28 protein-coding genes, 2 tRNA genes and 1 pseudogene are annotated in these 23,566 nt (G+C 47.6%); 21 read left to right on the top strand and 10 right to left on the bottom strand.

The window, feature by feature from the left end:
- Both H1R82_RS00545 and H1R82_RS00540 read right to left on the bottom strand, forming a co-directional pair.
- On the bottom strand, positions 1-514 hold a 514-nt coding region (locus tag H1R82_RS00545; RefSeq protein WP_181821575.1), incomplete at its 3' end, for an Nramp family divalent metal transporter.
- A gap of 100 nt (positions 515-614) precedes the next feature.
- A complete protein-coding gene (locus H1R82_RS00540; protein WP_181732635.1) occupies positions 615-842 on the bottom strand; it encodes a NifU family protein in 228 nt (75 codons plus the stop codon).
- A gap of 191 nt (positions 843-1,033) precedes the next feature.
- Between H1R82_RS00540 and cysK the strand changes: the two genes are divergently transcribed.
- The 10 genes and pseudogenes from cysK (at position 1,034) to H1R82_RS00490 (ending at position 10,531) form a co-directional block, all read left to right on the top strand.
- Positions 1,034-1,960, top strand: a complete 927-nt coding sequence (gene cysK / locus H1R82_RS00535) for a cysteine synthase A (RefSeq protein ID WP_181732636.1) — start codon at positions 1,034-1,036, stop codon at positions 1,958-1,960.
- Between the two features lie 3 nt (positions 1,961-1,963).
- Positions 1,964-3,097: a bifunctional cystathionine gamma-lyase/homocysteine desulfhydrase gene (locus H1R82_RS00530; protein WP_181732637.1), complete on the top strand. Its 1,134-nt coding sequence runs from the start codon at positions 1,964-1,966 to the stop codon at positions 3,095-3,097.
- Positions 3,098-3,123: 26 nt separating this feature from the next.
- Entirely contained in the window at positions 3,124-3,432 is a 309-nt protein-coding gene (locus H1R82_RS00525; protein ID WP_181732638.1) for a YuzD family protein, read from the top strand.
- 269 nt (positions 3,433-3,701) lie between these two features.
- Positions 3,702-4,868, top strand: a pseudogene (pgsB, locus tag H1R82_RS00520) (poly-gamma-glutamate synthase PgsB); the annotation flags it as partial.
- Positions 4,869-4,982: 114 nt separating this feature from the next.
- Entirely contained in the window at positions 4,983-5,459 is a 477-nt protein-coding gene (gene pgsC / locus H1R82_RS00515; RefSeq protein ID WP_181732640.1) for a poly-gamma-glutamate biosynthesis protein PgsC, read from the top strand.
- A gap of 96 nt (positions 5,460-5,555) precedes the next feature.
- Entirely contained in the window at positions 5,556-6,722 is a 1,167-nt protein-coding gene (locus tag H1R82_RS00510; protein ID WP_181732641.1) for a CapA family protein, read from the top strand.
- A 67-nt stretch (positions 6,723-6,789) separates the two neighbouring features.
- Complete coding sequence (locus H1R82_RS00505; RefSeq protein WP_181732642.1) at positions 6,790-7,962, top strand: CapA family protein; 1,173 nt, start codon at positions 6,790-6,792, stop codon at positions 7,960-7,962.
- Positions 7,952-9,592, top strand: coding sequence for a gamma-glutamyltransferase (ggt, locus tag H1R82_RS00500; protein ID WP_181732643.1), 1,641 nt, complete (start codon positions 7,952-7,954; stop codon positions 9,590-9,592). Before H1R82_RS00505 ends, ggt begins: the two co-directional genes overlap by 11 nt.
- A gap of 24 nt (positions 9,593-9,616) precedes the next feature.
- The gene (locus H1R82_RS00495; RefSeq protein WP_181732644.1) at positions 9,617-10,186 is read left to right on the top strand and encodes a hypothetical protein; all 570 of its coding nucleotides are present in this window, start codon (positions 9,617-9,619) and stop codon (positions 10,184-10,186) included.
- Between the two features lie 105 nt (positions 10,187-10,291).
- Positions 10,292-10,531 carry a DUF1450 domain-containing protein gene (locus H1R82_RS00490; RefSeq protein ID WP_181732645.1) on the top strand — a complete coding sequence of 80 codons (240 nt, stop codon included), beginning with the start codon at positions 10,292-10,294 and terminating at the stop codon, positions 10,529-10,531.
- 34 nt (positions 10,532-10,565) lie between these two features.
- Here H1R82_RS00490 and mqnE read toward each other — a convergent pair whose 3' ends face one another.
- Positions 10,566-11,666 (bottom strand): aminofutalosine synthase MqnE, encoded by a 1,101-nt coding sequence (mqnE, locus tag H1R82_RS00485; protein ID WP_181732646.1) that lies wholly within the window; start codon positions 11,664-11,666, stop codon positions 10,566-10,568.
- Positions 11,667-12,060: 394 nt separating this feature from the next.
- On the opposite strand from mqnE, the gene H1R82_RS00480 reads away from it, so the two are divergent.
- The gene (locus H1R82_RS00480; protein ID WP_181732647.1) at positions 12,061-12,303 is read left to right on the top strand and encodes an aspartyl-phosphate phosphatase Spo0E family protein; all 243 of its coding nucleotides are present in this window, start codon (positions 12,061-12,063) and stop codon (positions 12,301-12,303) included.
- Between the two features lie 62 nt (positions 12,304-12,365).
- Positions 12,366-12,725: a HesB/IscA family protein gene (locus tag H1R82_RS00475; RefSeq protein ID WP_181732648.1), complete on the top strand. Its 360-nt coding sequence runs from the start codon at positions 12,366-12,368 to the stop codon at positions 12,723-12,725.
- Between the two features lie 33 nt (positions 12,726-12,758).
- Here the strand turns inward: H1R82_RS00475 and H1R82_RS00470 are convergent, their stop codons facing one another.
- Both H1R82_RS00470 and H1R82_RS00465 read right to left on the bottom strand, forming a co-directional pair.
- Positions 12,759-13,022, bottom strand: coding sequence for a TFIIB-type zinc ribbon-containing protein (locus H1R82_RS00470; RefSeq protein WP_181732649.1), 264 nt, complete (start codon positions 13,020-13,022; stop codon positions 12,759-12,761).
- A 62-nt stretch (positions 13,023-13,084) separates the two neighbouring features.
- Complete coding sequence (locus tag H1R82_RS00465; RefSeq protein ID WP_181732650.1) at positions 13,085-14,092, bottom strand: NAD(P)/FAD-dependent oxidoreductase; 1,008 nt, start codon at positions 14,090-14,092, stop codon at positions 13,085-13,087.
- Positions 14,093-14,375: 283 nt separating this feature from the next.
- On the opposite strand from H1R82_RS00465, the gene H1R82_RS00460 reads away from it, so the two are divergent.
- The 4 genes from H1R82_RS00460 to H1R82_RS00445 all read left to right on the top strand — a co-directional run bounded on the left by H1R82_RS00460 (position 14,376) and on the right by H1R82_RS00445 (position 17,204).
- Positions 14,376-15,575, top strand: coding sequence for an NAD(P)/FAD-dependent oxidoreductase (locus H1R82_RS00460; protein WP_181732651.1), 1,200 nt, complete (start codon positions 14,376-14,378; stop codon positions 15,573-15,575).
- Between the two features lie 204 nt (positions 15,576-15,779).
- Complete coding sequence (locus tag H1R82_RS00455) at positions 15,780-15,914, top strand: YuiA family protein (RefSeq protein ID WP_181732652.1); 135 nt, start codon at positions 15,780-15,782, stop codon at positions 15,912-15,914.
- A gap of 90 nt (positions 15,915-16,004) precedes the next feature.
- Positions 16,005-16,274, top strand: coding sequence for a YuiB family protein (locus tag H1R82_RS00450; protein WP_082240761.1), 270 nt, complete (start codon positions 16,005-16,007; stop codon positions 16,272-16,274).
- Between the two features lie 57 nt (positions 16,275-16,331).
- Positions 16,332-17,204: a diacylglycerol/lipid kinase family protein gene (locus H1R82_RS00445; protein ID WP_181732653.1), complete on the top strand. Its 873-nt coding sequence runs from the start codon at positions 16,332-16,334 to the stop codon at positions 17,202-17,204.
- Here the strand turns inward: H1R82_RS00445 and H1R82_RS00440 are convergent.
- Complete coding sequence (locus H1R82_RS00440) at positions 17,190-18,008, bottom strand: cobalamin-binding protein (protein WP_181732654.1); 819 nt, start codon at positions 18,006-18,008, stop codon at positions 17,190-17,192. The genes H1R82_RS00445 and H1R82_RS00440 overlap by 15 nt on opposite strands.
- 76 nt (positions 18,009-18,084) lie before the next feature.
- Positions 18,085-18,615 carry a divergent PAP2 family protein gene (locus H1R82_RS00435; protein WP_181732655.1) on the bottom strand — a complete coding sequence of 177 codons (531 nt, stop codon included), beginning with the start codon at positions 18,613-18,615 and terminating at the stop codon, positions 18,085-18,087.
- 177 nt (positions 18,616-18,792) lie between these two features.
- Here H1R82_RS00435 and H1R82_RS00430 point away from each other — a divergent pair, with 177 nt between their 5' ends.
- The 3 genes from H1R82_RS00430 to H1R82_RS00420 all read left to right on the top strand — a co-directional run bounded on the left by H1R82_RS00430 (position 18,793) and on the right by H1R82_RS00420 (position 19,329).
- Positions 18,793-19,035, top strand: a complete 243-nt coding sequence (locus H1R82_RS00430) for a hypothetical protein (protein WP_181732656.1) — start codon at positions 18,793-18,795, stop codon at positions 19,033-19,035.
- A 113-nt stretch (positions 19,036-19,148) separates the two neighbouring features.
- Positions 19,149-19,234, top strand: a tRNA-Leu gene (locus H1R82_RS00425).
- A 5-nt stretch (positions 19,235-19,239) separates the two neighbouring features.
- Positions 19,240-19,329, top strand: a tRNA-Leu gene (locus H1R82_RS00420).
- Positions 19,330-19,439: 110 nt separating this feature from the next.
- On the opposite strand, the gene H1R82_RS00415 is transcribed toward H1R82_RS00420, so the two are convergent.
- On the bottom strand, positions 19,440-19,757 hold the full coding sequence (locus H1R82_RS00415; protein ID WP_181732657.1) for a hypothetical protein: 318 nt from the start codon (positions 19,755-19,757) through the stop codon (positions 19,440-19,442).
- Between the two features lie 511 nt (positions 19,758-20,268).
- Between H1R82_RS00415 and H1R82_RS00410 the strand changes: the two genes are divergently transcribed.
- Both H1R82_RS00410 and H1R82_RS00405 read left to right on the top strand, forming a co-directional pair.
- A complete protein-coding gene (locus tag H1R82_RS00410) occupies positions 20,269-20,844 on the top strand; it encodes a hypothetical protein (protein WP_181732658.1) in 576 nt (191 codons plus the stop codon).
- An 83-nt stretch (positions 20,845-20,927) separates the two neighbouring features.
- Entirely contained in the window at positions 20,928-21,488 is a 561-nt protein-coding gene (locus H1R82_RS00405) for a CAP domain-containing protein (protein WP_181732659.1), read from the top strand.
- 41 nt (positions 21,489-21,529) lie between these two features.
- On the opposite strand, the gene H1R82_RS00400 is transcribed toward H1R82_RS00405, so the two are convergent.
- Together H1R82_RS00400 and exaC are read right to left on the bottom strand one after the other, a co-directional pair.
- A complete protein-coding gene (locus H1R82_RS00400) occupies positions 21,530-21,895 on the bottom strand; it encodes a DUF779 domain-containing protein (protein ID WP_181732660.1) in 366 nt (121 codons plus the stop codon).
- A 10-nt stretch (positions 21,896-21,905) separates the two neighbouring features.
- On the bottom strand, positions 21,906-23,438 hold the full coding sequence (exaC, locus tag H1R82_RS00395; protein ID WP_181732661.1) for an acetaldehyde dehydrogenase ExaC: 1,533 nt from the start codon (positions 23,436-23,438) through the stop codon (positions 21,906-21,908).
- Positions 23,439-23,566: the final 128 nt, after the last annotated feature.

The following is a 23,566-nucleotide window of genomic DNA, read 5'->3' as shown; positions in this document are numbered from 1 at the left end:
GTTTGGTTAGGTTAAGTGTGATGAACATAATGCCGGTCAGCAGGGACATCACTTTTTCAAAAAACTGATATCTTCCGATCCATACGAATAGTAAGCAAATAATGGCGTGCAGGATGGCCCAGCCTTTCAACGGGATCTGTGGAAAGATGGCGGTGGCGGCCAGAGCGGCGGAGGAAGATCCGGCGGCTCCGTAAATGAATCCCCATATCACGATGTAAATTCCAAAGTAGATCAATGCCCAGTGGCCCAGATATTTCCATCCCTGCAGAATGGTTTGCCCGGAGGCGAGTTGGAAACGGCCCACTCCTTCATTCAGGAAATACTTGATGATGGCCCCGGCAATAATGGCCCAGACAAAAACCGTTCCAAACTTGGTTCCGGCCACCAGGGCGGCGACCAAGTCCCCGGCTCCCACACCGGTGGCGGCGGCAACCAGCCCGGGTCCGATTAGTAAAAAACGTTCTTTTAATGTTTTGGGAGGCGTTTTGGTTTGTACGGGAGATCCCTCCTTCATCGTAATTGTATTTATACAATAAATAAGTTTCTTTTTTTGTTTTCGAGATGAATATAAAAAATCCCTCTTTACAAAAAGTAAGAGGGATTTAAGAAAGAGCTTATAATACCTGCTCGACTTCGCGAACTTCCGGTACTTCTTCCATCAACGCCCGTTCAATTCCGGCTTTCAGTGTAATGGTGGAACTGGGGCAGCTTCCGCAGGCACCGAGCAAACGTACGCGCACGATTCCGTCTTCGACTTCGACCAATTCCACGTCTCCACCGTCACGCTGAATGAAAGGGCGCAATTTGCCCAATACTTCATTAACGCGTTCTTCTACTGACACAATAAAAACCCCTTTCTAAATAGGAGTAACAAACCAAGCAGATATCCCAATATCAAATTCATTGTAGGGGGTTTTTCCAGCAAAATCAATGGTTAATTCACGGAAACCGGCAGGGAAAAACGAGTCTTTTTTCCAAATCAGAAAATTGATATGATGGATATGTCTCAGTTTCATTTCAAAGGAGTATGTATATGAAGAAGCGTTATGAAGACGTAAAGGAATTGATTGGTCAAACCCCGATGTTACGTCTGAAACGGATGGGAACTCCGAAGAATATAAAGCTGTATGCGAAGTTGGAGTTTTTTAATCCCGGCGGCAGTGTGAAAGACCGCTTGGGAGTGGCGTTGATTCGCGAAGGAGAAAGAACGGGGAAACTGAAACCGGGCGGGACGATTATCGAACCGACAGCCGGGAACACAGGCATTGGCATTGCTTTAGCCGCTGTGGGGACGGACTATCGGGTGATTTTTGTCGTTCCGGAAAAGTTTTCAGTGGAAAAACAAGAATTGATGCGCGCGTTGGGAGCCGAGGTGATCAATACGCCGACCGAGCTCGGGATGAAAGGAGCCATGGAAAAAGCGAAAGAATTGGAAGAATCCATTCCCGGCGCCTATTGCCCGCAACAATTTGTCAACCCGGCCAATCCCCGGGCGCATTATGAAAGCACCGGCCCTGAAATCTGGGAACAGATGGACGGCGAAATTGACGTGTTTGTGGCCGGGGCAGGTTCAGCCGGAACGTTTATGGGGACGGCCCGCTACCTGAAAGAAAAAAATCCGGCGATCAAAACGGTGATCGTGGAACCGGAAGGATCCATCATCGGGGGCGGAAAGCCGGGGCCGCACAAGACGGAAGGAATCGGTATGGAAATGTTCCCGGATTACTTTGACCGGTCTTTGATCGATGAAGTGTATACCGTAAAGGATGAGGATGCCTTCCGGCTCGTCAAAGAACTGGCGACGAAGGAAGGGTTGCTGGTGGGAAGTTCTTCCGGGGCCGCTTGTCATGCCGCTTTGGAAGAAGCCAAAAAATGCTCCAAAGATGCGCGGATCGTGGTCATTTTTCCTGACAGCAGCGAACGTTATCTCAGCACAAAAATTTATCAAGGTGGGGTGTAAACGATGAAAACGGATACAAAATTGATTCACGGAGGCGTTTTTGGCGATGCCCAAACCGGAGCCGTCAGCGTTCCGATTTACCAGGTGTCAACCTATAAACAAAAACGGGTGGGTGAACATTCCGGTTATGAATATTCCCGGACGGGAAACCCGACCCGGGCGGCATTGGAACAGCTGATCGCAGAATTGGAAAATGGTGCGGCCGGGTTGGCCTTCAGCTCGGGAATGGCTGCCATCTCGACCGTCCTTTCTTACTTCAATCAAGGAGATCATTTGGTGATCGGGGATGATGTTTACGGCGGGACGTATCGGGTGGTTTCCAAGGTGTTTAACCGGATGGGATTGAAAGCCACGTTTGCGGACACCAGTGATCCCAAGCAAATCAAAGCCGCCATTCTTCCCGAAACGCGGGCCATTTATATGGAAACACCAAGTAATCCGCTCTTAAAAGTATCTGATATCCGGGCGATCGCACAGTTGGCCAAAGAAAAAGGGTTGTTGTTGATTGTGGATAACACGTTTTTGACTCCTTACTGGCAAAACCCGCTGGATCTTGGGGCTGATATTGTTCTTCACAGTGCCACCAAATATCTCGGGGGACACAGTGACGTGGTCGCCGGGCTGGTTGTCACCAAAGAAAAATCCCTCGGGGAGGAACTCCACTTTTTGCAAAACTCGGTCGGCGGCATTCTCGGACCGCAAGATTCCTGGCTTTTGATAAGAGGAATGAAGACGCTGGGATTGAGAATGCGCCAACATGAACAAAATGCCCGGCGGATTGCCGAGTGGTTGAATGAGCATGAGCAAGTGGAGAAAGTGTATTATCCGGGATTGGAAAGCCATCCGGGGCATGAAGTGGCATCCGTGCAAGCCAAAGGTTATGGCGGGATCATCTCATTTGATGTGGGCAGTGCGGAAAAAGCGGATCAATTGTTGGAGAACACCCGCTTCTTCACCCTTGCGGAAAGCTTGGGAGCGGTGGAAAGCCTGATTTCCGTCCCGGCCCGCATGACCCATGCATCGATTCCTGCCGAACGCAGGGCGGAACTCGGAATCACGGACGGATTGGTCCGCATTTCCGTTGGTGTGGAGGATGTGGAAGACTTGATCATGGATTTGGATCAGGCGCTTCGGTAATTGAAAAGAGAAGCGGAGGGAAGCCGGTGAATCAGGTCGTTGTATACGTCTATGGTGCGGAAGAAATTTGTGCCAGTTGCGTCAACCTGCCTTCTTCCAAGGAGACCGCAACCTGGTTGGAAGCGGCCCTCGGGCGAAAGTATCCCGGGCAAGTGACGGTAAAATATGTGGATATTTTCCATCCGCAGACAGAAAAAGAAAAATCATTCAGCAAACGGGTTATTGAAGAAGATTTATGGTATCCTGTCGTCGTCATTGATGATGAAGTGGTTGCGGAAGGAAATCCGAAACTGAAAAAAATCTGTGAAGTGATCGACCGCTTGGTTGCTGTGTAGAGGCTTCTGCACAGCATTTTTTTGTTTGTTTGCGGGGATCAAGGTTTTCATCAGTAACTCAAAAAGGTTTAATATTTTTGTGCTATTTTTGCTACGAGTTCCGGCGGGTTCGTGATATCTTATAATGTGTCTGTTATTTGCCGTTACAGTAAAATCTTATTAATTGTCATTAATAGTATAATATAAACAGATAAAAAATGGATGTTCCGGATGGGTGATGAAGTGGCCATCACCGCTTGGATTACGGAGGAACCGAGGAGTTGATGGGTATGTGGTTGATCCCCCTGTCGCTTGGGGCGCTTTTTGGCCTGGGGGTCTGGGAAAAGAGAAAACACCAAAAAAATATTAATTCCATTCCATTAAGGATCAATGTGAACGGCATTCGCGGGAAATCCACGGTGACCAGACTGATTACCGGCGTCATGATTGAAGCCGGATATCGCGCGGTCGGGAAAACCACGGGAACGGCCGCCAGGATGATTTATTGGAATAAAAAGGAAGAAAAGCCGATTCGCAGACGTCTGGAAGGGCCCAATATCCGGGAACAAAAAGTGGTTGTGGAAGAAGTGGCCAAGCTCGGGGCCAATTGTCTGGTCAGCGAATGCATGGCCGTGAATCCGGATTATCAGATTGTCTTTCAGGAAGAAATGTTGCAAGCCAATGTCGGCGTGATTGTCAATGTTTTGGAAGACCATATGGATGTGATGGGGCCGACGTTGGAAGAGGTGGCGGATGCTTTTACGGCGACGATTCCGTACAAAGGATATCTGATTGTATCCGAAGGGCCTTTTGTTCCCTTTTTCAAAAAGGTGGCCCGTCGCCGCCGCACGCGTGTTTATGTTGCAGATACTTCCAAGATCTCGGAAAAGTTTTTGCGCCAGTTCGATTACATGGTGTTTCCGGAGAATGCCGCATTGGCATTGGCTGTTGCCGAAGCGTTGGGCATTGACCAGGAAACGGCTTTCCGGGGTATGCTGAAGGCAAATCCCGATCCGGGAGCCATGCGGATCCTTCCGCTGAGTGCGGATGAACATCCTGCTTATTTTGTCAACGGATTTGCAGCCAATGATGCTTCATCCACCCTGAATATTTGGGAACGTGTCGGGATGCTGGGATATCCGGTCAAAGATCCCGTGGTCATTATGAATTGCCGTCCGGACCGGGTGGATCGGACTGAACAATTCGCAAGGGATGTTTTGCCGCATATGTCCATCGATACGCTTGTCGTCATCGGACAAACGACACAGCCGATCGTGGAAGCCTGCCAAAAAGGCCTGATCCGGTGCCGGGAATTGCTGGATTTGGAAAATCAGCCGTTGGAACAAATTATTCAAGCCATTCAAGGCAAATTACATAACCGGTTGGTTTACGGCGTCGGTAACATTCACGGGGCTGCGGAGCCTTTGTGTGAATGGTTTGAACAGATGAACCAAAAAGCCAAAAAGCAGTTTACCGCCCGGCTGGAGTCTGAATCGAATCAACCCGAAGATGAACAAAAAGCGGTACAAAACAAGAAAATGGCACATATTGTCAGCTAGGAGGAAAGTTCGTTGTTTGGATCAGACTTATACGTATCGTTAATTATCGGAGTGGTCCTCAGCCTGTTGTATGCGGAAAAAGTGGGGGTTATGCCTGCAGGACTGATTGTTCCCGGATATATGGGATTGGTTTTTGATCAGCCTGTTTTTATTTGTGTGATTTTGTTAATTAGTTTTTTAACATTTATAATTGTGACAAAAGTCGTCGGGCGCTTTACCATTTTATACGGGCGGAGAAAGTTTGCCGCCATGTTGTCCGTCGGAGTTGCCCTGAAGCTGATTTTTGACTATTTCGCCCCCATGACCTTTCCTTATTTGCCTTTTGAAATGCAGGAATTCCGGGGGATCGGTGTCATTGTTCCCGGGCTGATTGCCAACACCATTCAAAAACAGGGCGTGATTCCGACCGTCGGAAGTACGTTGTTGTTAAGCGGGGCGACTTTCGTCATCATGTTTTTATACGAATTTGTGTTGCTGAAGTTTTTCTGAACATCAAAGAGAAGCCAAACCATGCGGGGGTGGAGAAAGAGACAGGCTCTAACCCCGAACTTTATTTTTTATGCAAGGTGTAAGGATGGATTCTACATGTTAACTTGGAAACAAAAATTTCAACGCTATATCAAAAGGCAAAAGAAAAAAACGATGCAGCACGCGTTGATTGCTCTGGGCATCACCGTTTTTTTCATCGTCCTCAGCCAGGTTTTGGATTCGCCGCCAAAAGTGGAGGAACAAGATGATCACAGCCTTTTGACCATCAGCATGGCCGGGGACATGTTGTTTGGGCGGTATGTCGATGACGTGGTGGTCCCCGATCAGGGATATCACTCGTTGTTTCAGTATGTGCGGCCTTATCTCAAGAAATCGGATTATATTACCGGAAATTTTGATCAGCCCGTCACCGAAGACGAAGATTACCCCAAAGCGGACAAACGGGTGCATATTTCCACCAAACCGGAGATTGCCAAAGTGTTGAAAGAAGAAGGCTTCACGACTGTCAACCTGGCCAACAACCACATCAAGGATTACGGGAAACAAGGCTTGTTGGATACCGTTCGGGTGTTTCAAAACCAAAAGGTGAACACGGTCGGAGCCGGCTACAATATCCAAGATGCTTCCACCGTTTCCTATCAGATGGTCCGGGGCATCAAAATTGCCACCCTTGGATTTTCCGATATCCTTCCTAAAGATTTTCGTGCTTTGTCCGACCGGTCCGGTGTGGCCCCGGCGGATCCGGACGTGTTTTTTTATGATGTGGCCAAAGCCAAAAAAAATGCCGATCTGGTGATTGTCCATATGCATTGGGGTGAAGAGTATGACAGCACCTTCCACCCGAGGCAGCAGGATTTGGGACGGTCGTTGATCGATGCCGGAGCCGATATCGTGATCGGTCACCATCCCCATGTGTTGGAACCGGTGGAAGTTTACAAACACGGGGTCATCTTTTACAGCCTTGGGAACTTTATTTCGGATCAGGGGTGGTCCCGGACCCGGGAAAGTGTTTTGGCTCAGTATAAAGTGATGAACGGAAAGGTGAATTTGGTGATTCGCCCGCTTGTCATCCGGGATGGAACCCCGAGGCCGCTGACCGGGTTCGGTTCTTTTTACCGTCGGGAGAGGATTTTTATGCAAATCACCGATGAACCGATTTTTTCAGAAGAATGGAGCCGTTTGTGGAAACGGGAAGGAGAAGCGTTGGTGCGCACCATCGATCTCCCGCCGAAATTAAAAGCTAAATTGGCTCCGTCGAGATAAAGGAAATTTTCTTCCATTTGAAAATGATTTTGGTTAAGATTACATCGTGAAGGGACGAATGGAGGAAATGTTGACTTATCGGCAGAGGTTCCAACGATATCTGAAACGCGAGAAAAAAAAGGCCGTGTTCCATTCGTACATTGCTTTGTTCCTCATTATTGTGTTGATGACGGGATGGACGGTCTTGGATCGCGTGAAAGCCGTATCCGTTCGGGAGGATCCCGACAGCCGGCTGACGGTTACGCTTGTGGGGGACATGATGTTCGGGCGGCATATCGAGGATGTGATCGTCAAAAACTACGGCTATGAATATTTATTTCATTATGTTCGTCCTTATTTTCAGTATTCGGATTATGTGACGGGAAACTTTGAGAATCCCATCGTAAACCGGCGGGGTTATCCCAAGGCGGACAAATTTATTCATCTGAGCACAAAACCCGAAGCGGCCAAAGCATTGAAAAAAGTAGGTTTTTCCACCGTCAATCTGGCTAACAACCATATGAAGGATTATGGGAAACAAGGGTTGTTGGATACGTTGAAAGCTTTTCGGGATGCCGGAGTGGAGACCGTCGGGGCCGGCAGTCATTTGGACGAAGCCGTTGAAGTGGTGTATCAAACCGTCAACGGGATAAAAATTGCCACCTTGGGTTTTTCCGATGTGATGCCGGTCGATTTCCGCGCGACACATCAACGCTCCGGAATCGCTCCGGCGGATCCGGATGTTTGGTTTCCGCAAGTGGCCAAAGCCAAACAAAATGCGGATTTGGTGATTGTACATATGCATTGGGGATTGGAATATGACAGCCGCAATCATCCGCGGCAGAGGGATCTGGGGCATGCTTTGATCGATGCCGGAGCGGATCTTGTGGTCGGCCATCATCCCCATGTGTTGGAACCGGTCGAGGTGTATAAAAACGGCGTGATTTTTTACAGCTTGGGCAATTTTGTGTTTGATCAGGGTTGGACCCGTACCCGCGAAAGCGTGCTGGTGCAATACAAGGTGTTAAACAATGATACAGCCCGGTTGGAAATTTATCCGTTAATGATCCGGGAAGGGCAACCGCGTCCGCTTTTGGGATGGAGTCAGGTGTACCGGCGTGAGCGGGTGTTTATGCAAATGACACAAGAAAGGATTTATTCGAATCTGTGGAATCGCACATGGAAACGGGAAAACAACATTCTTGTCCGAACGGTTCCGCTTCCGCCCGGGCTGAAAGGAGGGAAAAAGGTTGAACAATAAGAAATTTCATGTCATCTTGGCTGTTTTTGTGATTGTCGGTACGATTTTTGCTTATTTTTATAAAAGCAATGAGTATGATTCCAAAGCTTTTGAGCAAACCGTCGACCAAAAGAACAAGCATAAATACGGAGTGGCTGCGGCGCATCCGGAAGCGGTCAAAGTGGGGATGCGCATTTTGGAACAAGGCGGCAATGCGGTGGATGCGGCGATTGCCGTCGGATATGCATTGGGAGTCGTTGAGCCTTACGGATCGGGGCTTGGCGGCGGCGGAACAATGTTGATTGATTTTTACAGCAAGGAGAAAGACCCCGTGGTTATCGATTATCGGGAAACGGCACCATATACCGGGATCATTCCGGATAACGGAGTGGGGGTTCCGGGGTTTGTGAAAGGAATGGAACTCGCTCATCAACGATACGGCAAATTGCCGATGGAGCAGTTGATTCAACCTTCAATAGAGCTGGCGGAACAGGGGTTTGAAGTCACCCCGATTTTAAACAGCCGCTTACAGGCGGCCAAATACCGGTTGCCGGTCAACGATCTGAAGCACATGTTCCCGGACGGGGAACCGATTCAGGCACACCGCTTGCTGGTCCAAAAAGATCTGGCCAATACACTGAAGGCGATTCAAAAGGACGGATCCAAAGCGTTTTATGAAGGCTTGATCGCCAAAGATATCGAGAATAAATCCCAAGGCGTGAAAGTCAGTGATTTACACAAGTATCAGCCATTGGTCAAAGAACCGCTTGTTGTAAAATACGGGAACTATGAAATGATCACCCCTTCTCCGCCAACCGGAGGAATTATGTTGGCCGAGTCGTTGAAAATGGCTGACAAACTCAAGGTGGGCAAAACCCGGGACTTGTCTGCCGATCAAATTCATTTGCTCGGGGAAATTGACAAAAGGGTGAACCATGCGCGGCGCCAAAACGTGGGAGATCCGCAGTTTGCCAAGGTTCCGGTAAAGGAGATGCTGGCGGATCAATATATTCAACAATTAACAAAGGATGTCAACCTCAAACAAATTTCGAGCCAGTATCAAACCGTGGCCGATTCGCTCGCGGATAAAGAGGAGCATGACAATACGACCCACTTTGTGGTTGTCGATAAAGACGGAAACATGGTGACGGCCACCAATACCCTGAGTAACTTTTTCGGATCGGGGATTTACGTGGATGGCTTTTTCTTAAACAACCAGTTAAAAAACTTCAGTCTCATCAAAAGCTCTCCCAATCGTCCCCAATTGGGGAAACGGCCCGTCAGTTATACGGCTCCGACCATTTTTGCCAAAAACGGACGCCCGGTTTTGGGAATCGGAAGTGCAGGGGGAAGCCGGATCACGCCGGTGTTGACACAAGTGGTATTGCGTATTTTGGAATATGATCTGCCGGTCCAGTCGGCCATCAACCGCCCCCGGTTTATCGTGGAGGATAATATCGTTTATGTCGAAAGAGCGTTGCCTGCCAATGTCCAGAAAGAATTGGAACAAAAAGGATATCAGGTGATTGTGAAACCGACGGGCATGTATTACGGGGGAGTGCAAGGCATCCAGGTGAACCGGAGTAAAAACAAGATGGAAGGAGGGTTTGACGGACGACGGGACGGAGCCTTTCGCTTTGGTGCAGACTAATGGAGACGGGTTGGAGGCATGGGTATGAAGCGTTTGTTGCAAATACTTACTCCTTTTTTGATCATTGGAGCCATATTGTTTTTTTTAATGGATTTTCGTCATGTGGAACAGCTGAGTCCCGAAGAAAAACAAGCGATTGAAAAATACCGGGAACAGCTGGTGAAAGGAACCTTGCTGGACAAGCCGGATGAAGGGATTTTCCGACGGGAAGATTTCGATGCGATTGCCAGATCTTTGGACGCACTTCATCAGCATGATCACTATTATGTGTTCGGGCCGGAATGGGGGGCTCCGCTTGATCATCCGGAAAGCGAATTTCAAAACATTGAATCCATCATCAATCAACCCGAATATGTAAACAACGGAAAGTACTTTGCTTTTTTCCAGGCTTTTCGTCAGGATTTGAACCAGGCAAAGAATAACTTGGGAACGAGAGCTTCCCATGACATTTTGGACGACTTGTCCACTTTGGTTTTTACGGATGAAATCGTCGAGGACCGGCAATGGAGCCAATCGGAGACGATCCGGGTCATGAAAGAAACCGGCCTGAAATTAATCAAAGAAGAAAATCAGAATGCACCAAACTCCGGGTGAATCCATGACCCGGAGTGCTTTTTTTTTCTGGAAATGGGAAAAATCATGGAATCGTTATATAATAACAACCAAAAGATGAAGTCAATCATGATGGAGTGAATATAAATGATCCCTCTTGTCGAGTTTTGCATCAATAATTTGACGGATGAAGTGCTGGCCGTAAAAAACGAGCTGGAAAAAGACCCGGGGATCGATGTGTTGGAGTATGACTGTTTGGGAAACTGCGGAATCTGTGCGCAAGGTCCCTATGCATTGGTCAACGGGGAAATCGTCACGGCAGACAGCGGAAAAGAACTTCTCAAGAAAATTTATGAGGAGATTGAACACATGGAAATTCGTTATTAAAAAAAGCATCCGGTTAAAACAACCGGATGCTTTTTTAGTAAACCGCAATTTCGTTGTAGAACGTGTCCCGTTCGACCGGTGTGCGGTTGGCGCCTTTGATCAGCCAGATCAGTTCGTCTTTGGTCAATGCTTGTTGCGTCAAAGCGCCTGCGGCATGGCTGATTCGTTCCTGAACCAGGGTTCCGTGCAGATCGGAAGAACCAAATTGTGTGGCCAATTGGGCCAGCTGTGTTCCAATATTAATAAAATACGCCTTGATATGCGGGAAATTATCCAGCATCAGCCGGCTGATGGCAATGGTTTTCAGATCGTCCATCGCCGAAGTGCGGCGTTTGATGGAAGCATTGACGCTTTTGGGTTGCACCGCCAGGGGAATAAATACCAAAAAGCCGTTTGTTTCGTCTTGCAATTCACGCAGGCGGATCATGTGAATCAACCGTTCTTCCTTGGTTTCAATCGATCCGTACAGCATGGTGCTGTGTGTTTTCATTCCCAGCTTGTGCGCGGTGCGGTGGACGTTCAACCAGTCGTCGGTGCTTGCTTTGTCAGGGCTCATTTTTAAGCGGTAACGCTCGGTCAGGATTTCCGCACCGCCGCCGGTCAGGGAGCTGACGCCGGCGTCCATCAGTTCTTTCAAGACCGTTTCGACCGAACGCCCTGACAAGCGGGAGAAAAATTCCACTTCGGCCGCCGTGTAAGCTTTGATGGTCACATGCGGATAGTGTTTTTTCAAGATGGCCACCGTTTCAAGATAATAGTCAAACGGCACCGTGTGGTTATGTCCGCCGACAATGTGGAATTCCCGGATTCCTTCCGTGTACCGCTCGCCGACATGTTCCAGCAATTCCTCGGGCGACATGGTGTAAGCCCCTTCTTCCCCGGGATCCCGCCGGAAAGCGCAGAATGCACATCTGGCTTCACAAACGTTTGTCGGGTTTAAGTACATATTTTGGATAAAGTAAACACGATCCCCGTTCTTTCTCCTGTTTACTTCATTGGCCAATTGACCGATGGTGAGCAGGTCCGGCGATTCGTATAAGGTGAGCCCGTCTTCCAATGTAAGGCGTTCCCCGTGTTTCACCTTCTCCACAATCGTATCCAAATTGCGGTCTGAAACCGTGGTGGTTAACGACATGGAGGGTTCCTCCTCTCATTACTGATCAAACAAACAACCAATGATATCTGAAATTATTTCGAATGTCTAAATAACCAATCGAACTTATATTATTCTACCACAAAGGATAATCATTGGAAAACAAGCGGGAAGGCATCTTCCGGCCGCCCGGATTTTGTCAATTTCCCGGGAGGGAAGGGGTTTACAATTTTTTACATGATGGCTCAAAAAGTTTGGAAAGGATGGAGATAACAAGAAGATGTGTCTAAATAATATATTTAATTGAATAATTTGTAAAAAATGCAGCTTTTCTTTTCGGTTTTGTCATTGTATACTGAAAATAACTGGCAGATTTCGAACAAATGTGCCTTGTTTTGTGAGAGATGGGTCAAGATAGGGAAGAGGAGGTCATGAGATGAGTGGGGGTCCGGCGTTAAAAGATCAGTTGGAAAAAGCAAGAAAACGCATGGAAGAAGCGGCGGATCGTTTCGGTTTGAATCATCCGGCCGTTTATGAACTGAGCCGGGAGCTAGATGAACTGCATAATTTGTGGGAACAGGAAACGATTCTTCACCAAAGGGAAGATGAAATCATCTATCCGCTTCGGATGCAAAGAACGAAAAAACGATCCAAACAGGCGATGATGGAAGCGATCTGAGCTCATTGGTTGTATCAGGGGAAGATTCCCTTGTATACTGTAAGAGAAGGAGGGAATGCCCCGTGATTAAATTGACGGAACAAGCCGCTTTAAAAGTGAAAGATATGTTGAGCGAGCAAGAGCATCCGGAAAATCTCTATCTGCGCGTCGGCGTGGAATACGGCGGATGCAGCGGTTTTTCATATAGTATGGGATTTGATGAAGAAAAGAAAGAAAATGACCTGGAACTGGACCAGTTCGGTGTCCGGATTTTGATCGACCAACGAAGCCAACCGTTGCTGAAGGGAACGGTGATTGATTACAAAGAAACCGTCATGGGCGGCGGATTCAGTATTGATAATCCGAATGCAACGGTGACTTGCGGTTGCGGCTCTTCATTCCGGACGGCAACGGAATCCGGCCGGCCCGACGAGAATTGCTGAAAAAAACCCGTCTCCATGTGAGATGGGTTTTTTTCAGGATATCGGGATTTCATCCACCATCATTACTTTGGAATGCCCGCAAGCGGGACAGGTGAGTGCATGGGGACATTGACGGGTTTTCAGATCAGTCAGCCCGTCGGTCATTTTCAGATCATCAATCTCACGATACGGGCTGTAGTCACTGAACAGATCGGTCAACCGACCGTTGTCTTCCAAAACATGCCCGCATCCGGGGCAACGATGATCTTCGAGGGCGGAAAACCCGTTACATACGGGACAAGCATAATGAGTACCCAAAAAAATCCCTCCTTTGATTTTATCTTTATCGTTTCAAATCAAAGGAGGGATCATGCAACCATTTAGCGGTCCAATTTTAAATTGGAGCTGTGTTGAGGCTGAACGCGGGCATCCGGATCGATGTATTGTTTGGCATGGTTGACGGCGATGGGAGCCTCCCCGAAACCGACGGTGATCAGTTTGACTTTTCCTTCATAGGTGGCAATATCGCCGGCGGCGTAAATGCCGGGGATGTTGGTTTCCATTTTGGAATTGACGAGGATGGCTCCTTTTTCGATATGAAGCCCCCACTCTTGAATCGGCCCCAAGGAAGAGACAAATCCAAAGCTGACAATCACTTCATCCACTTTCAATTCCTCGGAAACCCCGCTTTTTTTATCAGAAATCGTCACTTTTTCGATGTGGGTGTCTCCTTCGATCGCGGTAATTTCCCGCGGGGTTAACACCCTGATGCCGGAATTCATCATTTTTTCGACACTGTGTTCATGAGCGCGGAATTTGTCCCGGCGATGGATCAAGGTCACACTTTTTGCGACCGGTTCCAACATCAAAGCCCAATCCACCGCGGAATCTCCCCCGCCGGCAATCAGTACATCTTTTCCTTCAAACTGCCGTTTGTCTTTGACAAAGTAATGAATGTGGGTGTTTTCAAATTTTTCGGCTTCCGGCAGTTTCAATTTGCGTGGTTCAAAAGCTCCGCATCCTGCGGTGATAATCACGGAACGACCCAAATGCACTTGTTTTTGGGTGACAACCTCAAATAACCGTTCTTCTTTTTTATGAACTTGTAAAACCTTTTCATCCAAACAATAGGTGGGATGAAAAAGGTCGGCTTGCTCAATCAGATTATCCACCAGGTTTTGGGCGGTGACTTTGGGAAAACCGGCGATGTCATAAATATATTTTTCCGGATAGAGTGCAGACAATTGGCCTCCCAATTGCGGCAGGCTTTCGATGACCTTGACGGAAGCTTGGCGCATTCCGGCGTAAAAAGCAGCAAAGAGACCGGTTGGCCCTCCGCCGATCACGATGATATCGGTTATGTTTTGTTCAACTTGTTGTGTTGTCACAAGCGCACCTCCAAAATATTATTGCGAAAATGGAGAAAATTATATAATAATCATATAACACGATGTGATGATCGAATCCATAGCTTTAAAAAATTTACCAATTCGTTTTTGCCGGATAGACTGAAATGAAGTGGAGAAAATGTGAACAAAAGCTCTTGCTAAAAGTTCGTGAAAATAATATCATAGTCAATGGCATGATTCAATGATCACGAAGCGTTCGAACCTTTTCAGATTGTGAGAAATCAATCATACTAAATAATACTTTAGATGGATGTGATTTGTGATGAGTATACCGAAAATCGTGATCCTTGGAGCAGGGTATGGCGGACTGATGACAGCCAAAGGATTGGCCAAAAATCTGAATGCGAACGAAGCAGAAATTACCCTGGTCAACCAAAACAGTTACCACTATATCACGACGAAATTGCATGAGCCGGCGGCAGGAACTTCCCATCATGATCACGCACGTGTTTCGATCCCGTCGGTCATTGACACCAACCGGATCCGTTTTATCCAAGACCGGGTGACCGGAATGAAGTTGGGCGAAAAAACGGTTTTGTTGGAAAACAATGACCCGATCCAATATGACTACTTGGTGGTTGGATTGGGAAGCGCACCGGAAACGTTTGGTATTAAAGGTTTATTGGAAAATGCGTTCTTTATTCGCAATATCAACAGCGTGCGCATGATTCGCGAACACATGGAATACATGTTCTCGCGTTATGCCATTGAGAAAAAAGAAGAATTGATCACGATCGTGGTCGGGGGAGCCGGATTCACCGGAATTGAGTACGTGGGCGAATTGGTGGATCGCATGCCCGAACTGTGCCGGGATTATGACATTCCGCTTGAAAAAGTCCGTATCGTGAATGTGGAAGCGGCACCGACCGTTTTGCCGGGATTTGACAAAGAACTGGTGGACTATGCAGTGAAATATTTGGAAAATAAAGGTGTTGAATTCATTGTCAACACACCGATCGAAGAGTGCACCAAAGACGGTGTCATCCTGAAAGGCGGACGTGAAATCAAATCGGCCACCGTGGTTTGGACCGGTGGTGTGCGCGGGAATAAACTGGTTGAAGAATCCGGCATTGAAACAATGCGCGGCCGTGTGAAAGTGGATGAATATCTGCGTGCTCCCGGCCATGAGAATGTGTTTATCGTGGGAGACAGCTCCCTCGTGTTCCCGGGAGAAAGTGAAAATGAGCGTCCTTACCCGCCGACGGCCCAAATCTCCACACAGCAAGGCCAATATCTCGGCAAACAATTGGCCAAAGTGGTTCGCGGGGGTCAATTTGACCAACCGTTTAAATATCAACCGAAAGGAACCGTTGCTTCTCTGGGAAGAAAAGAGGCCATCGGTGTGGTCGGAAATAAAAAATTGACCGGCGGAACAGCTGCGTTCATGAAGAAAATCATTGATCTTCGCTGGCTCTTCTTGTTGGGTGGCGTTTCTTTGGTTCTTCGCAAAGGAAAACTGTAATTATTTATGATTTTTACAAAAAACCCTTCTTGTTTAAGAAGGGTTTTTTGTTATGGAATAAAGCAATTTTCCGAAAGAAAAGGCATGATTCCGATGGTATCGCTTACATGGAATGTGAACGCGTTTCCCGCTCCTGAATGGAATTTTTCATTTTGATTAGAATATTATATCATTTCTGAAACGGATACCACAGGGGGCGATTCCATGAAAAAATTTCTGTCGGAACTGTCGGAAAATACTTGCCATTATTGCAGCGGAAAAGGGTATTTGGAGCTTTTGCTGGGCGGTACGGAAGAGTGTTATGCCTGTCACGGAACCGGAAAAGAAGATAAAAAATGAAGTGAACCCGCGTTTGGCGGGTTTTTTTATATCGTTGACCTTCTGAAAGATATTCAGTAAAATGAGTGGGAACTTTGCGATTTGGAGGCGATGACTCAAGTGACGCTCGCCCAATTGATCATTTCCATTCCGTTGTTATTTGTTTTATTTTTTGGATTGGGCTTTATTTTGAATATGATTTTAAAAACCACTTGGTTGCCGCTCGCCCTTTTTTTCGGGGTTGTTTTGTATGTGGGGCGGGATGTGACGCAAATTTTTACCATTGTCAATGCCGTCTTGTTCTTTTCGGGTTTTTTGGGAGTCCTTGGCGGGATTTTTACCATTCGTACGTTGCGCTTAAAAGGATATCGGATGTTCTAGATACCAGGGATGCACCCTGGGTTTTTTTTAGCATGCATTCGGACAGAAGGTGAGAACATGATTTTATTTGTGGTGAATCCGGAATCAGGTAAAGGAAAAGGGAAAGTTTTCTGGGAAAAAGCGGAAGCATATCTCAAGGCCCGGTCTGTTGCTTACGAAGTCTGGCATACGAAGCAAAACGAAAAATTGACTTCTCAGATTCGTGACGAAGCAAAACAAAAAAAGTGGCAAGCGGTGGTTGCCATCGGCGGCGACGGGACGGTGAACGAGGTCGGGAGCGGATTGATTGGCGGAGCGGTTCCGTTCGGGATTATTCCATCCGGAACCGGAAATGATTTTGCTTTTGCCCACGGCATCCCTTCCCGGCCGGAGAAAGCGCTGGCGCGTATCTTGAATTTTCAACCGGAACTGGTGGATACGGCGACCGTGAACGGACAACCCATGTTCGGATCCACAGGAGTGGGATTTGATGTCAGTGTGGTGGATCGGGTGAACCGGTCCGGTTTAAAGAAGTGGTTCGGATCGTTTTCATACGGGATGGAAGCGATGAAATGCCTGTTTTCTTACAAAGCCCGGTCCATGACACTGAAGATGGACGGAAAAGAATATCGGCTGGAGAAATGTTGGATGGTGTCCGTGGCCAATATCCGCCAATACGGTGGAGGGATCCGGATTTGTCCGCAGGCGGACACCCAAGACGGATATTTGGATGTGTGTTGTGTGCAAAATCTGAGCAAAGGTCAGTTTATTCGCGCTTTTCCATTAACTTATTTCGGTTGGCATACCCGGCACCCGGCCATCCGGTTTGAGAGGGCACAACAAATTGAAATCCCGGGACCGGAATCTTTTCCTTACCATATTGACGGGGAAGTCAAGGGGACGACTCCGGTCCGGATTAAAGTGCAACCCCGTTCCTTACTCCTCCTGTAAGGGGAAAGGGTGATCCGGATCCGGCGTTGAAAACGTTTCCGGATATAACAAGTGCGCCAAATGGTAAAGGCCGGTCAAAATCCGGGGGGAGGGCCGGCAATACCATCCTTCGTCCAACAGAAAAATATTTTGCTCCTTTGAAAGCGGCGTTCCTTGCCAGGGCGGACGGGATTGGATCATTTCTTTTTTGATCCGCTTCAGCGGAACCCCGGTCCAGACGGCCAAAACATAATCGGGTTTTTTATCCCGTACGGTTTCCCAATCCGTCTGCACGCTTTCTTTGTCAATGTCGGAAAAGATGTTGACGGCCCCGACCAATTCACTCACCTCGGTGAGCCAGTTTCGTCTGCCCGGGGTGAAAACCGGCTTTGGCCACCACTCCCAATACAGGCGCGGCTTTTTTTCTTTGCTGGGAATCCGGGATTTGAGCCGTTCGATTTGATCTGTAAACCGGCGGGAGGTTTGTTCCGCTTTGGTTTGGAGGCCGAGGACGTCTCCGAGCCGGATCAAATCTTGTGCAATATCCCGGAGGGTTTTGGGGTTCAAAACGATAAAGGGGAGATTTTCTTGTTTTAATCTTTCGATATTTTTCTCCATTCCCGGGACACTGAGGGAAGCGATCACCAGATCCGGATTCAATGCTTTGATTTTTTCGATATCCACATTTAAATCCGGACCGACGCGGGGAAGGTGTTGGCAGGACGGGGGCCAGTCCGAGTAATCATCCATTCCGACAAGCCATGTGTGCGCTCCCAGAAAATAAAGCATTTCCGTATTGCTGGGACAAATGGAAACCAGTCGCATCCTGATCCTCTCCTTTGAGTGCATTGCGCTTCTTCGAAAATGTTGAAGCGGGCATTGTTTAAATGTCCCGCTTCACTTAATACCAGAGAAAGTACATCGCGACAGAAACCAATATGCCCAACCAGGCACCGGTAAAGACTTCGATGGGTTGGTGGCCCAAGATTTCCTTCAAGCGGATCCGGGTTTCCGAGGTCGGCTTTTCTTTGATGTTCCTGAGTTCCTTCAACAGTAAAGCGAAGTCGTCAGCCAACTGGTTGAGAGCCTGGGCATGCATGCCGGCCTGTCGGCGGACACCGGTGGCATCGTACATCACAATGATTCCGATGATGGTTGCAATGGCAAAGGCGGAAGAATCCCATCCCTCCGTGATTCCCAGGGAGGTTGCCAGTGCGGTCACAGCGGAGGTGTGTGAGCTGGGCATGCCCCCGGAGCTGACCATCCAGTTCCAATCCCAATGATGCGTGATAAAAAAATTCCAAGGGACTTTTAACAGTTGTGCCAAGACAATGGCAGTGAGAGATGCCCAAAGAGGAAAATTGGCCATGAGTTCAGCCGGTATCAATGCCTGGTCATCCTTTCCATTCGGTGTCGGTTCTATTTCATCCATGCGTTGTTTTCGATTCCTTTGTGAAACTATTTTATTATATCTCATCAAGAGACGATTTTTAAATGATTCTTGGCAAATTGTTGCAGGAAAAACCTGAGTGTTTTTCGAAGGATTAATATGAAAAAAGCAAACATCGTTCATTGTCTCCAAAAAACGTTTCATTAAGGAGTTTTTTTTATGAGGGACTATTTACCGGATCCGTTGCCAGTCAGCCATCGTTTGCAATGCCGGGAGTGCCGGGAACAGTTTAAAACGTTACATTCCGGGCCGCTCGAAGAAAAAATGGTGTGTCCGTCCTGCGGCTGGTCCGGGACATTATCCGAATGGATGACGGAAGAAGCCGTCCTCCGTGAACTTGCTTTGGCACGCAAGAAATTGGAAAAAGTTTTTTTCAAGATGAAAAGCTCCCATAAAAGCTGATGACGGGTTTTTGACCGTTCTTTGTTTTTACCTATTTTAAAAAAATCGTTGACATTTATTCTTATTGCTGATATGATATTTTTTGTCGATTCAATAATGATTTTTCACCTCAAGCCGAAGTGGCGGAATTGGCAGACGCGCACGACTCAAAATCGTGTTCCTTTATGGAGTGTGGGTTCGACTCCCACCTTCGGCACCAAGCATGCTGGGGTGGCGGAATTGGCAGACGCACAGGACTTAAAATCCTGCGGTGGGTGTACCACCGTGTCGGTTCGAGTCCGACCCTCAGCACCAAAGTGTGAATCGGCCCGTGAAAAAAGCTCCGCTTGAAAAAGCGGAGCTTTTTTTGCGTGGTTTGACCGGTACATGAAAGATGCCCCGCTCTTCACGGGACATCTTTCATGTTATGAACTGAGAAGAGGAGTGGATGAAGAAGGTTGGTCTTCCAACCGCAGGACCTCTTCTTTGTCCGGAAGTTCATAAACTTCCTCCAATACATGTTTTAACACCAAATAAGCGGAGTAAGGCTTTTTCAGGTAGTTTTCGGTAAAAAAACGTTTGGTTTCGGGACAGAAGATAAATGCTTTTAACTCTTCCAGTTCCTCAATTCGTTTTTTAATCACTTCCAAAACTTCGGGGCAGTCGCTGAATAATTCTCCTTCTTTCCACGTCAAAGTGATATGCTCATATAACCATCCTTTGATGGTAAATTGACGTGACATGTTGTACCACCTCCAGAGGTGATAAATCAAAGACCTGCTCTTTTTTATACGTCGTATGGCCGGAAAATCCTGCCGCTTGACTGTATCCGCAAACATTCGAAAATTTTGACCGTAAGTCTCCGGCGATGGAAGCCGGAAACGGAAAAACAGGTTTCCAATAATCAGGAAGGATAATTTCCGATTTTTTACCTGTCATTTTTTCTTTTTAATATTTCAATATTTGAATGTTTCGCATTTGCTTATTTTTTTATCCGCTCCCGTTTTTTCCCCTCCTTCCCCTGTGTGTCCCGGTGATTTGCCCGGGATGCTTGTGGTTTTTTAACATTTTTCCCCCGTCAGGCGACGGGGATGGATCCGGTTGAAAGCATCATGATTTGATGAAAAGAAAGGTAGTAGATCCATACTTGATCAATTAATATAAAAATAATTATAATCTTTGTATGATTGTTTTTGAATTAAAATACAAAGGTGCTTGAATTTTGAACACTAGAAAACAGGGTGAAGCCGGATCATGTTAAATGAACAACATCATCGCCAGTTACAAATGATTGCTTCCTATTTGCCAAGTATTCAATTTGATTGGGATAAGGAGCAAATGGTTCATTCATTCTCAGTACTTGCCGAACTCTTGGATTATCGCATGATGTGGGAAAAGGAAGAAGGTGTGTGTTTTTGCAATCATTTGGACGGATATCCCCGCATTCTGTTGGAGAAAAAGGAAGGGCGCATTCAATCGGTATGGCTGGATATTGATACATACCGGGAAATGGATGAGATCCTGAAGGATCCCGGTGATGACCGGATGAACGAATTAACCATGGAAATGTTGAGGAGTTTGGACGTTGTTGTGCGCTTTTTGTCGGCCAATTGGGGAGCTCCTTTTTTTTATGGGGAATTTTGGGATCCTCATTTTCCGCGTGACCAGTATGTCAGCATCCGGATAGCATTGTGGAAAGTGCAAGATGCCCACATCGCCGTGCAAGTGGAACATCAGGACCGGGAATACCCCATCAGCCTGAACATGCTCATCACACCTGAACAAGAATTGAGTTCGCACCGGTTTGATGCATTGATGAAGCGGAAATGAACCTCCTTTCCAATATTCTACAATTTCAATGCTTCGGATTTATGTTAGACTGTGAAGCAAGTTGAAGGGAAAGGGGTTGCATTATGAGTTTTCAATTGATTCTCGCCGGATTGACGGCACTGTTGTCCACGGTTACCGGTTGGGGGTTTTTGGGAAACCAAAATCAAGCCGATCCCAAGGAGACGTTGCAACCACAGGAGGCAGTCCGGGAAACGCAACCGTCTTCTGCAGCGGCAACCGGTGATCAAAATGCAGAGATTCTGCCCGTTGAAAAAGAGGTTTTGGCCTTGGTGAATCAGGAACGGGAAAAGCACGGCTTGAAACCGTTGCAACTGGATGCCGCGGTTTCCAAAGCAGCGGACATGAAATCCAAGGACATGAGGGATCATCATTATTTTGACCATCAATCCCCGACCTACGGTTCTCCTTTTGAAATGATGAAACAGCAAGGCATTGATTTTAAAGCGGCCGGAGAAAATATTGCGGCGGGACAAAAAACGGCGGAAGAAGTGATGGACGGCTGGATGAACAGTGAAGGACACCGGGCCAATATCTTGAATCCTGATTTTACCCATATTGGAATCGGTTATGTTCAAGGTGGAGATTACGGCACTTATTGGACACAATTATTTATTCAAAAATAAAGAGACAGAGTGAACCCCCTGCTAATGCAGGGGGTTTTCGTTTAAAGGAGTCCCAATTGTTTTTGCTCTTCTTCGGTAAACAAACGGGAACAAATGATAAACCGGACCCCGAGCGGGATTTCCAGGGAGAAAGACGCACCGCGGCCTTTGGTGACATCGATGGTCAGGTGGGTGTGTTTCCAGTATTCATATTGGGCCCGGGACATATAAAAAGGGCAACCGGCCACATCCCCGAGGTAGACATCGTTGGCTCCGACCCGGAAGGTTCCCGCTTTGAAACACATCGGGGAAGATCCGTCACAACAACCGCCGCTTTGGTGAAACATTAAATCGCCATGTTCTTTCCGCAAAGCCTCAATCACTTTGGCGGCTTCTTCCGTCACAGACACCCGCTCCACTTGTTTCATTCCGGTCACCTTAAAACAATCCGGTGGGGTTTTGATCGTAGGAGATCAGCATGTTTTTGGTTTGTTGGTAGTGTTCCAACATCATTTTGTGGGTTTCCCGCCCGATCCCGGATTGTTTGTATCCGCCGAAGGCAGCGTGTGCAGGGTAGACGTGGTAACAGTTCACCCACACGCGGCCGGCTTCAATTTTCCGGGCGATCTGGTAAGCTTGGTGAACGTCTCGGGTCCACAATCCGGCTCCCAGGCCATAGAGCGTGTCATTGGCAATTTCCAACAGTTCCTGTTCATCTTTAAATGTGGTGACGGAAACAACCGGCCCGAAAATTTCTTCTTGGAAAATGCGCATTTTGTTGTTTCCGACAAAGACGGTCGGTTCAATATAAAAGCCGTCCGGATATTTCGGGTTGTCATACGGCTTTCCGCCGGTCAGGCATTGTGCCCCTTCTTCACGCCCCAATTCGAGATAGCTCAGGATTTTTTGAAATTGATCCGATGAAGCCTGTGCCCCCATCATCGTTTCCGGATGCAAGGGATCCCCCATTTTGATTTTGCGCACCCGCTCGAGGGCCCGATCCATGAATTCTTCATAGATCGATTCCTGGATCAGGGCACGGGACGGACAGGTGCAGACTTCCCCCTGGTTTAACGCGAACATGGTAAATCCTTCGATGGCTTTTTCCAAGAAGCTGTCATCTTGCCGCATGACGCTTTCCGTAAAAATATTGGGGGATTTTCCGCCCAACTCCAGCGTGACCGGAATGATGTTTTCAGAAGCATATTGCATAATCAACCGGCCCGTGGTTGTTTCGCCGGTGAAAGCGATTTTTCCGATCCGCGGGGAGGTGGCAAGCGCTTGGCCGGCCTCGGGTCCGAAACCGTTTACAATATTGAGGACGCCGGGAGGAAGCAAATCTTGAATCAACTCTGCAAATAACAGGACGGTGACGGGCGTTTGTTCAGCGGGTTTCAGTACGACACAGTTTCCTGCGGCCAGTGCCGGTGCCAGTTTCCATGCGGCCATCAACAAGGGGAAGTTCCAAGGGATGATTTGTCCGACCACACCGATCGGTTCCTTGATGTGAACCGAAAGCGTTTTGGCGTCAATTTCGGAAACGCTGCCTTCTTCTCCGCGGATGACACCGGCGAAATACCTGAAATGGTCAACGGCAAGCGGGATGTCTGCCGCCAGTGCTTCGCGGATGGGTTTTCCGTTGTCCCATGTTTCCGAAAGTGCCAGTTTTTCTTTGTTGGCTTCAATCAGGTCTGCAATTTTAAGGAGGATTTTGCTTCGCTTTGCAGGCGGGGTGTTGGCCCATTTTTCCTTGGCTTGGTGCGCTTTGTCCAAAGCCAGTTCGATATCTTCTTTTTGTGAACGCGGAACTTTGGTAAACACCTTGCCGTCGACCGGAGACAGATTGTCAAAATACTCGCCGTTTACCGGAGGCACCCACTCGCCGCCGATAAAGTTTTCATACCGGGGTTTGTAATGAAGCAGGCTGCCTTCCGTGTTGGGGGCTTTGTAACCGGAAAGTTTGACGCTCATGGCCTCATCCTCCTTATTTTTTCGAAAAATATAAATGTTCCATATATAAATTTCTTGAAAAATGATTTGATTCCTGCCTGACCGCCGGATTTTATCCTTTTAAAACGGCCTTGCAAAAATCGCCTCTT

The organism is Thermoactinomyces intermedius (genome assembly GCF_013912365.1).
Taxonomy (GTDB): domain Bacteria; phylum Bacillota; class Bacilli; order Thermoactinomycetales; family Thermoactinomycetaceae; genus Thermoactinomyces; species Thermoactinomyces intermedius.
Note: the sequence above shows the minus strand (reverse complement) of the source record. Positions and strands in the feature narration are given on the sequence as shown.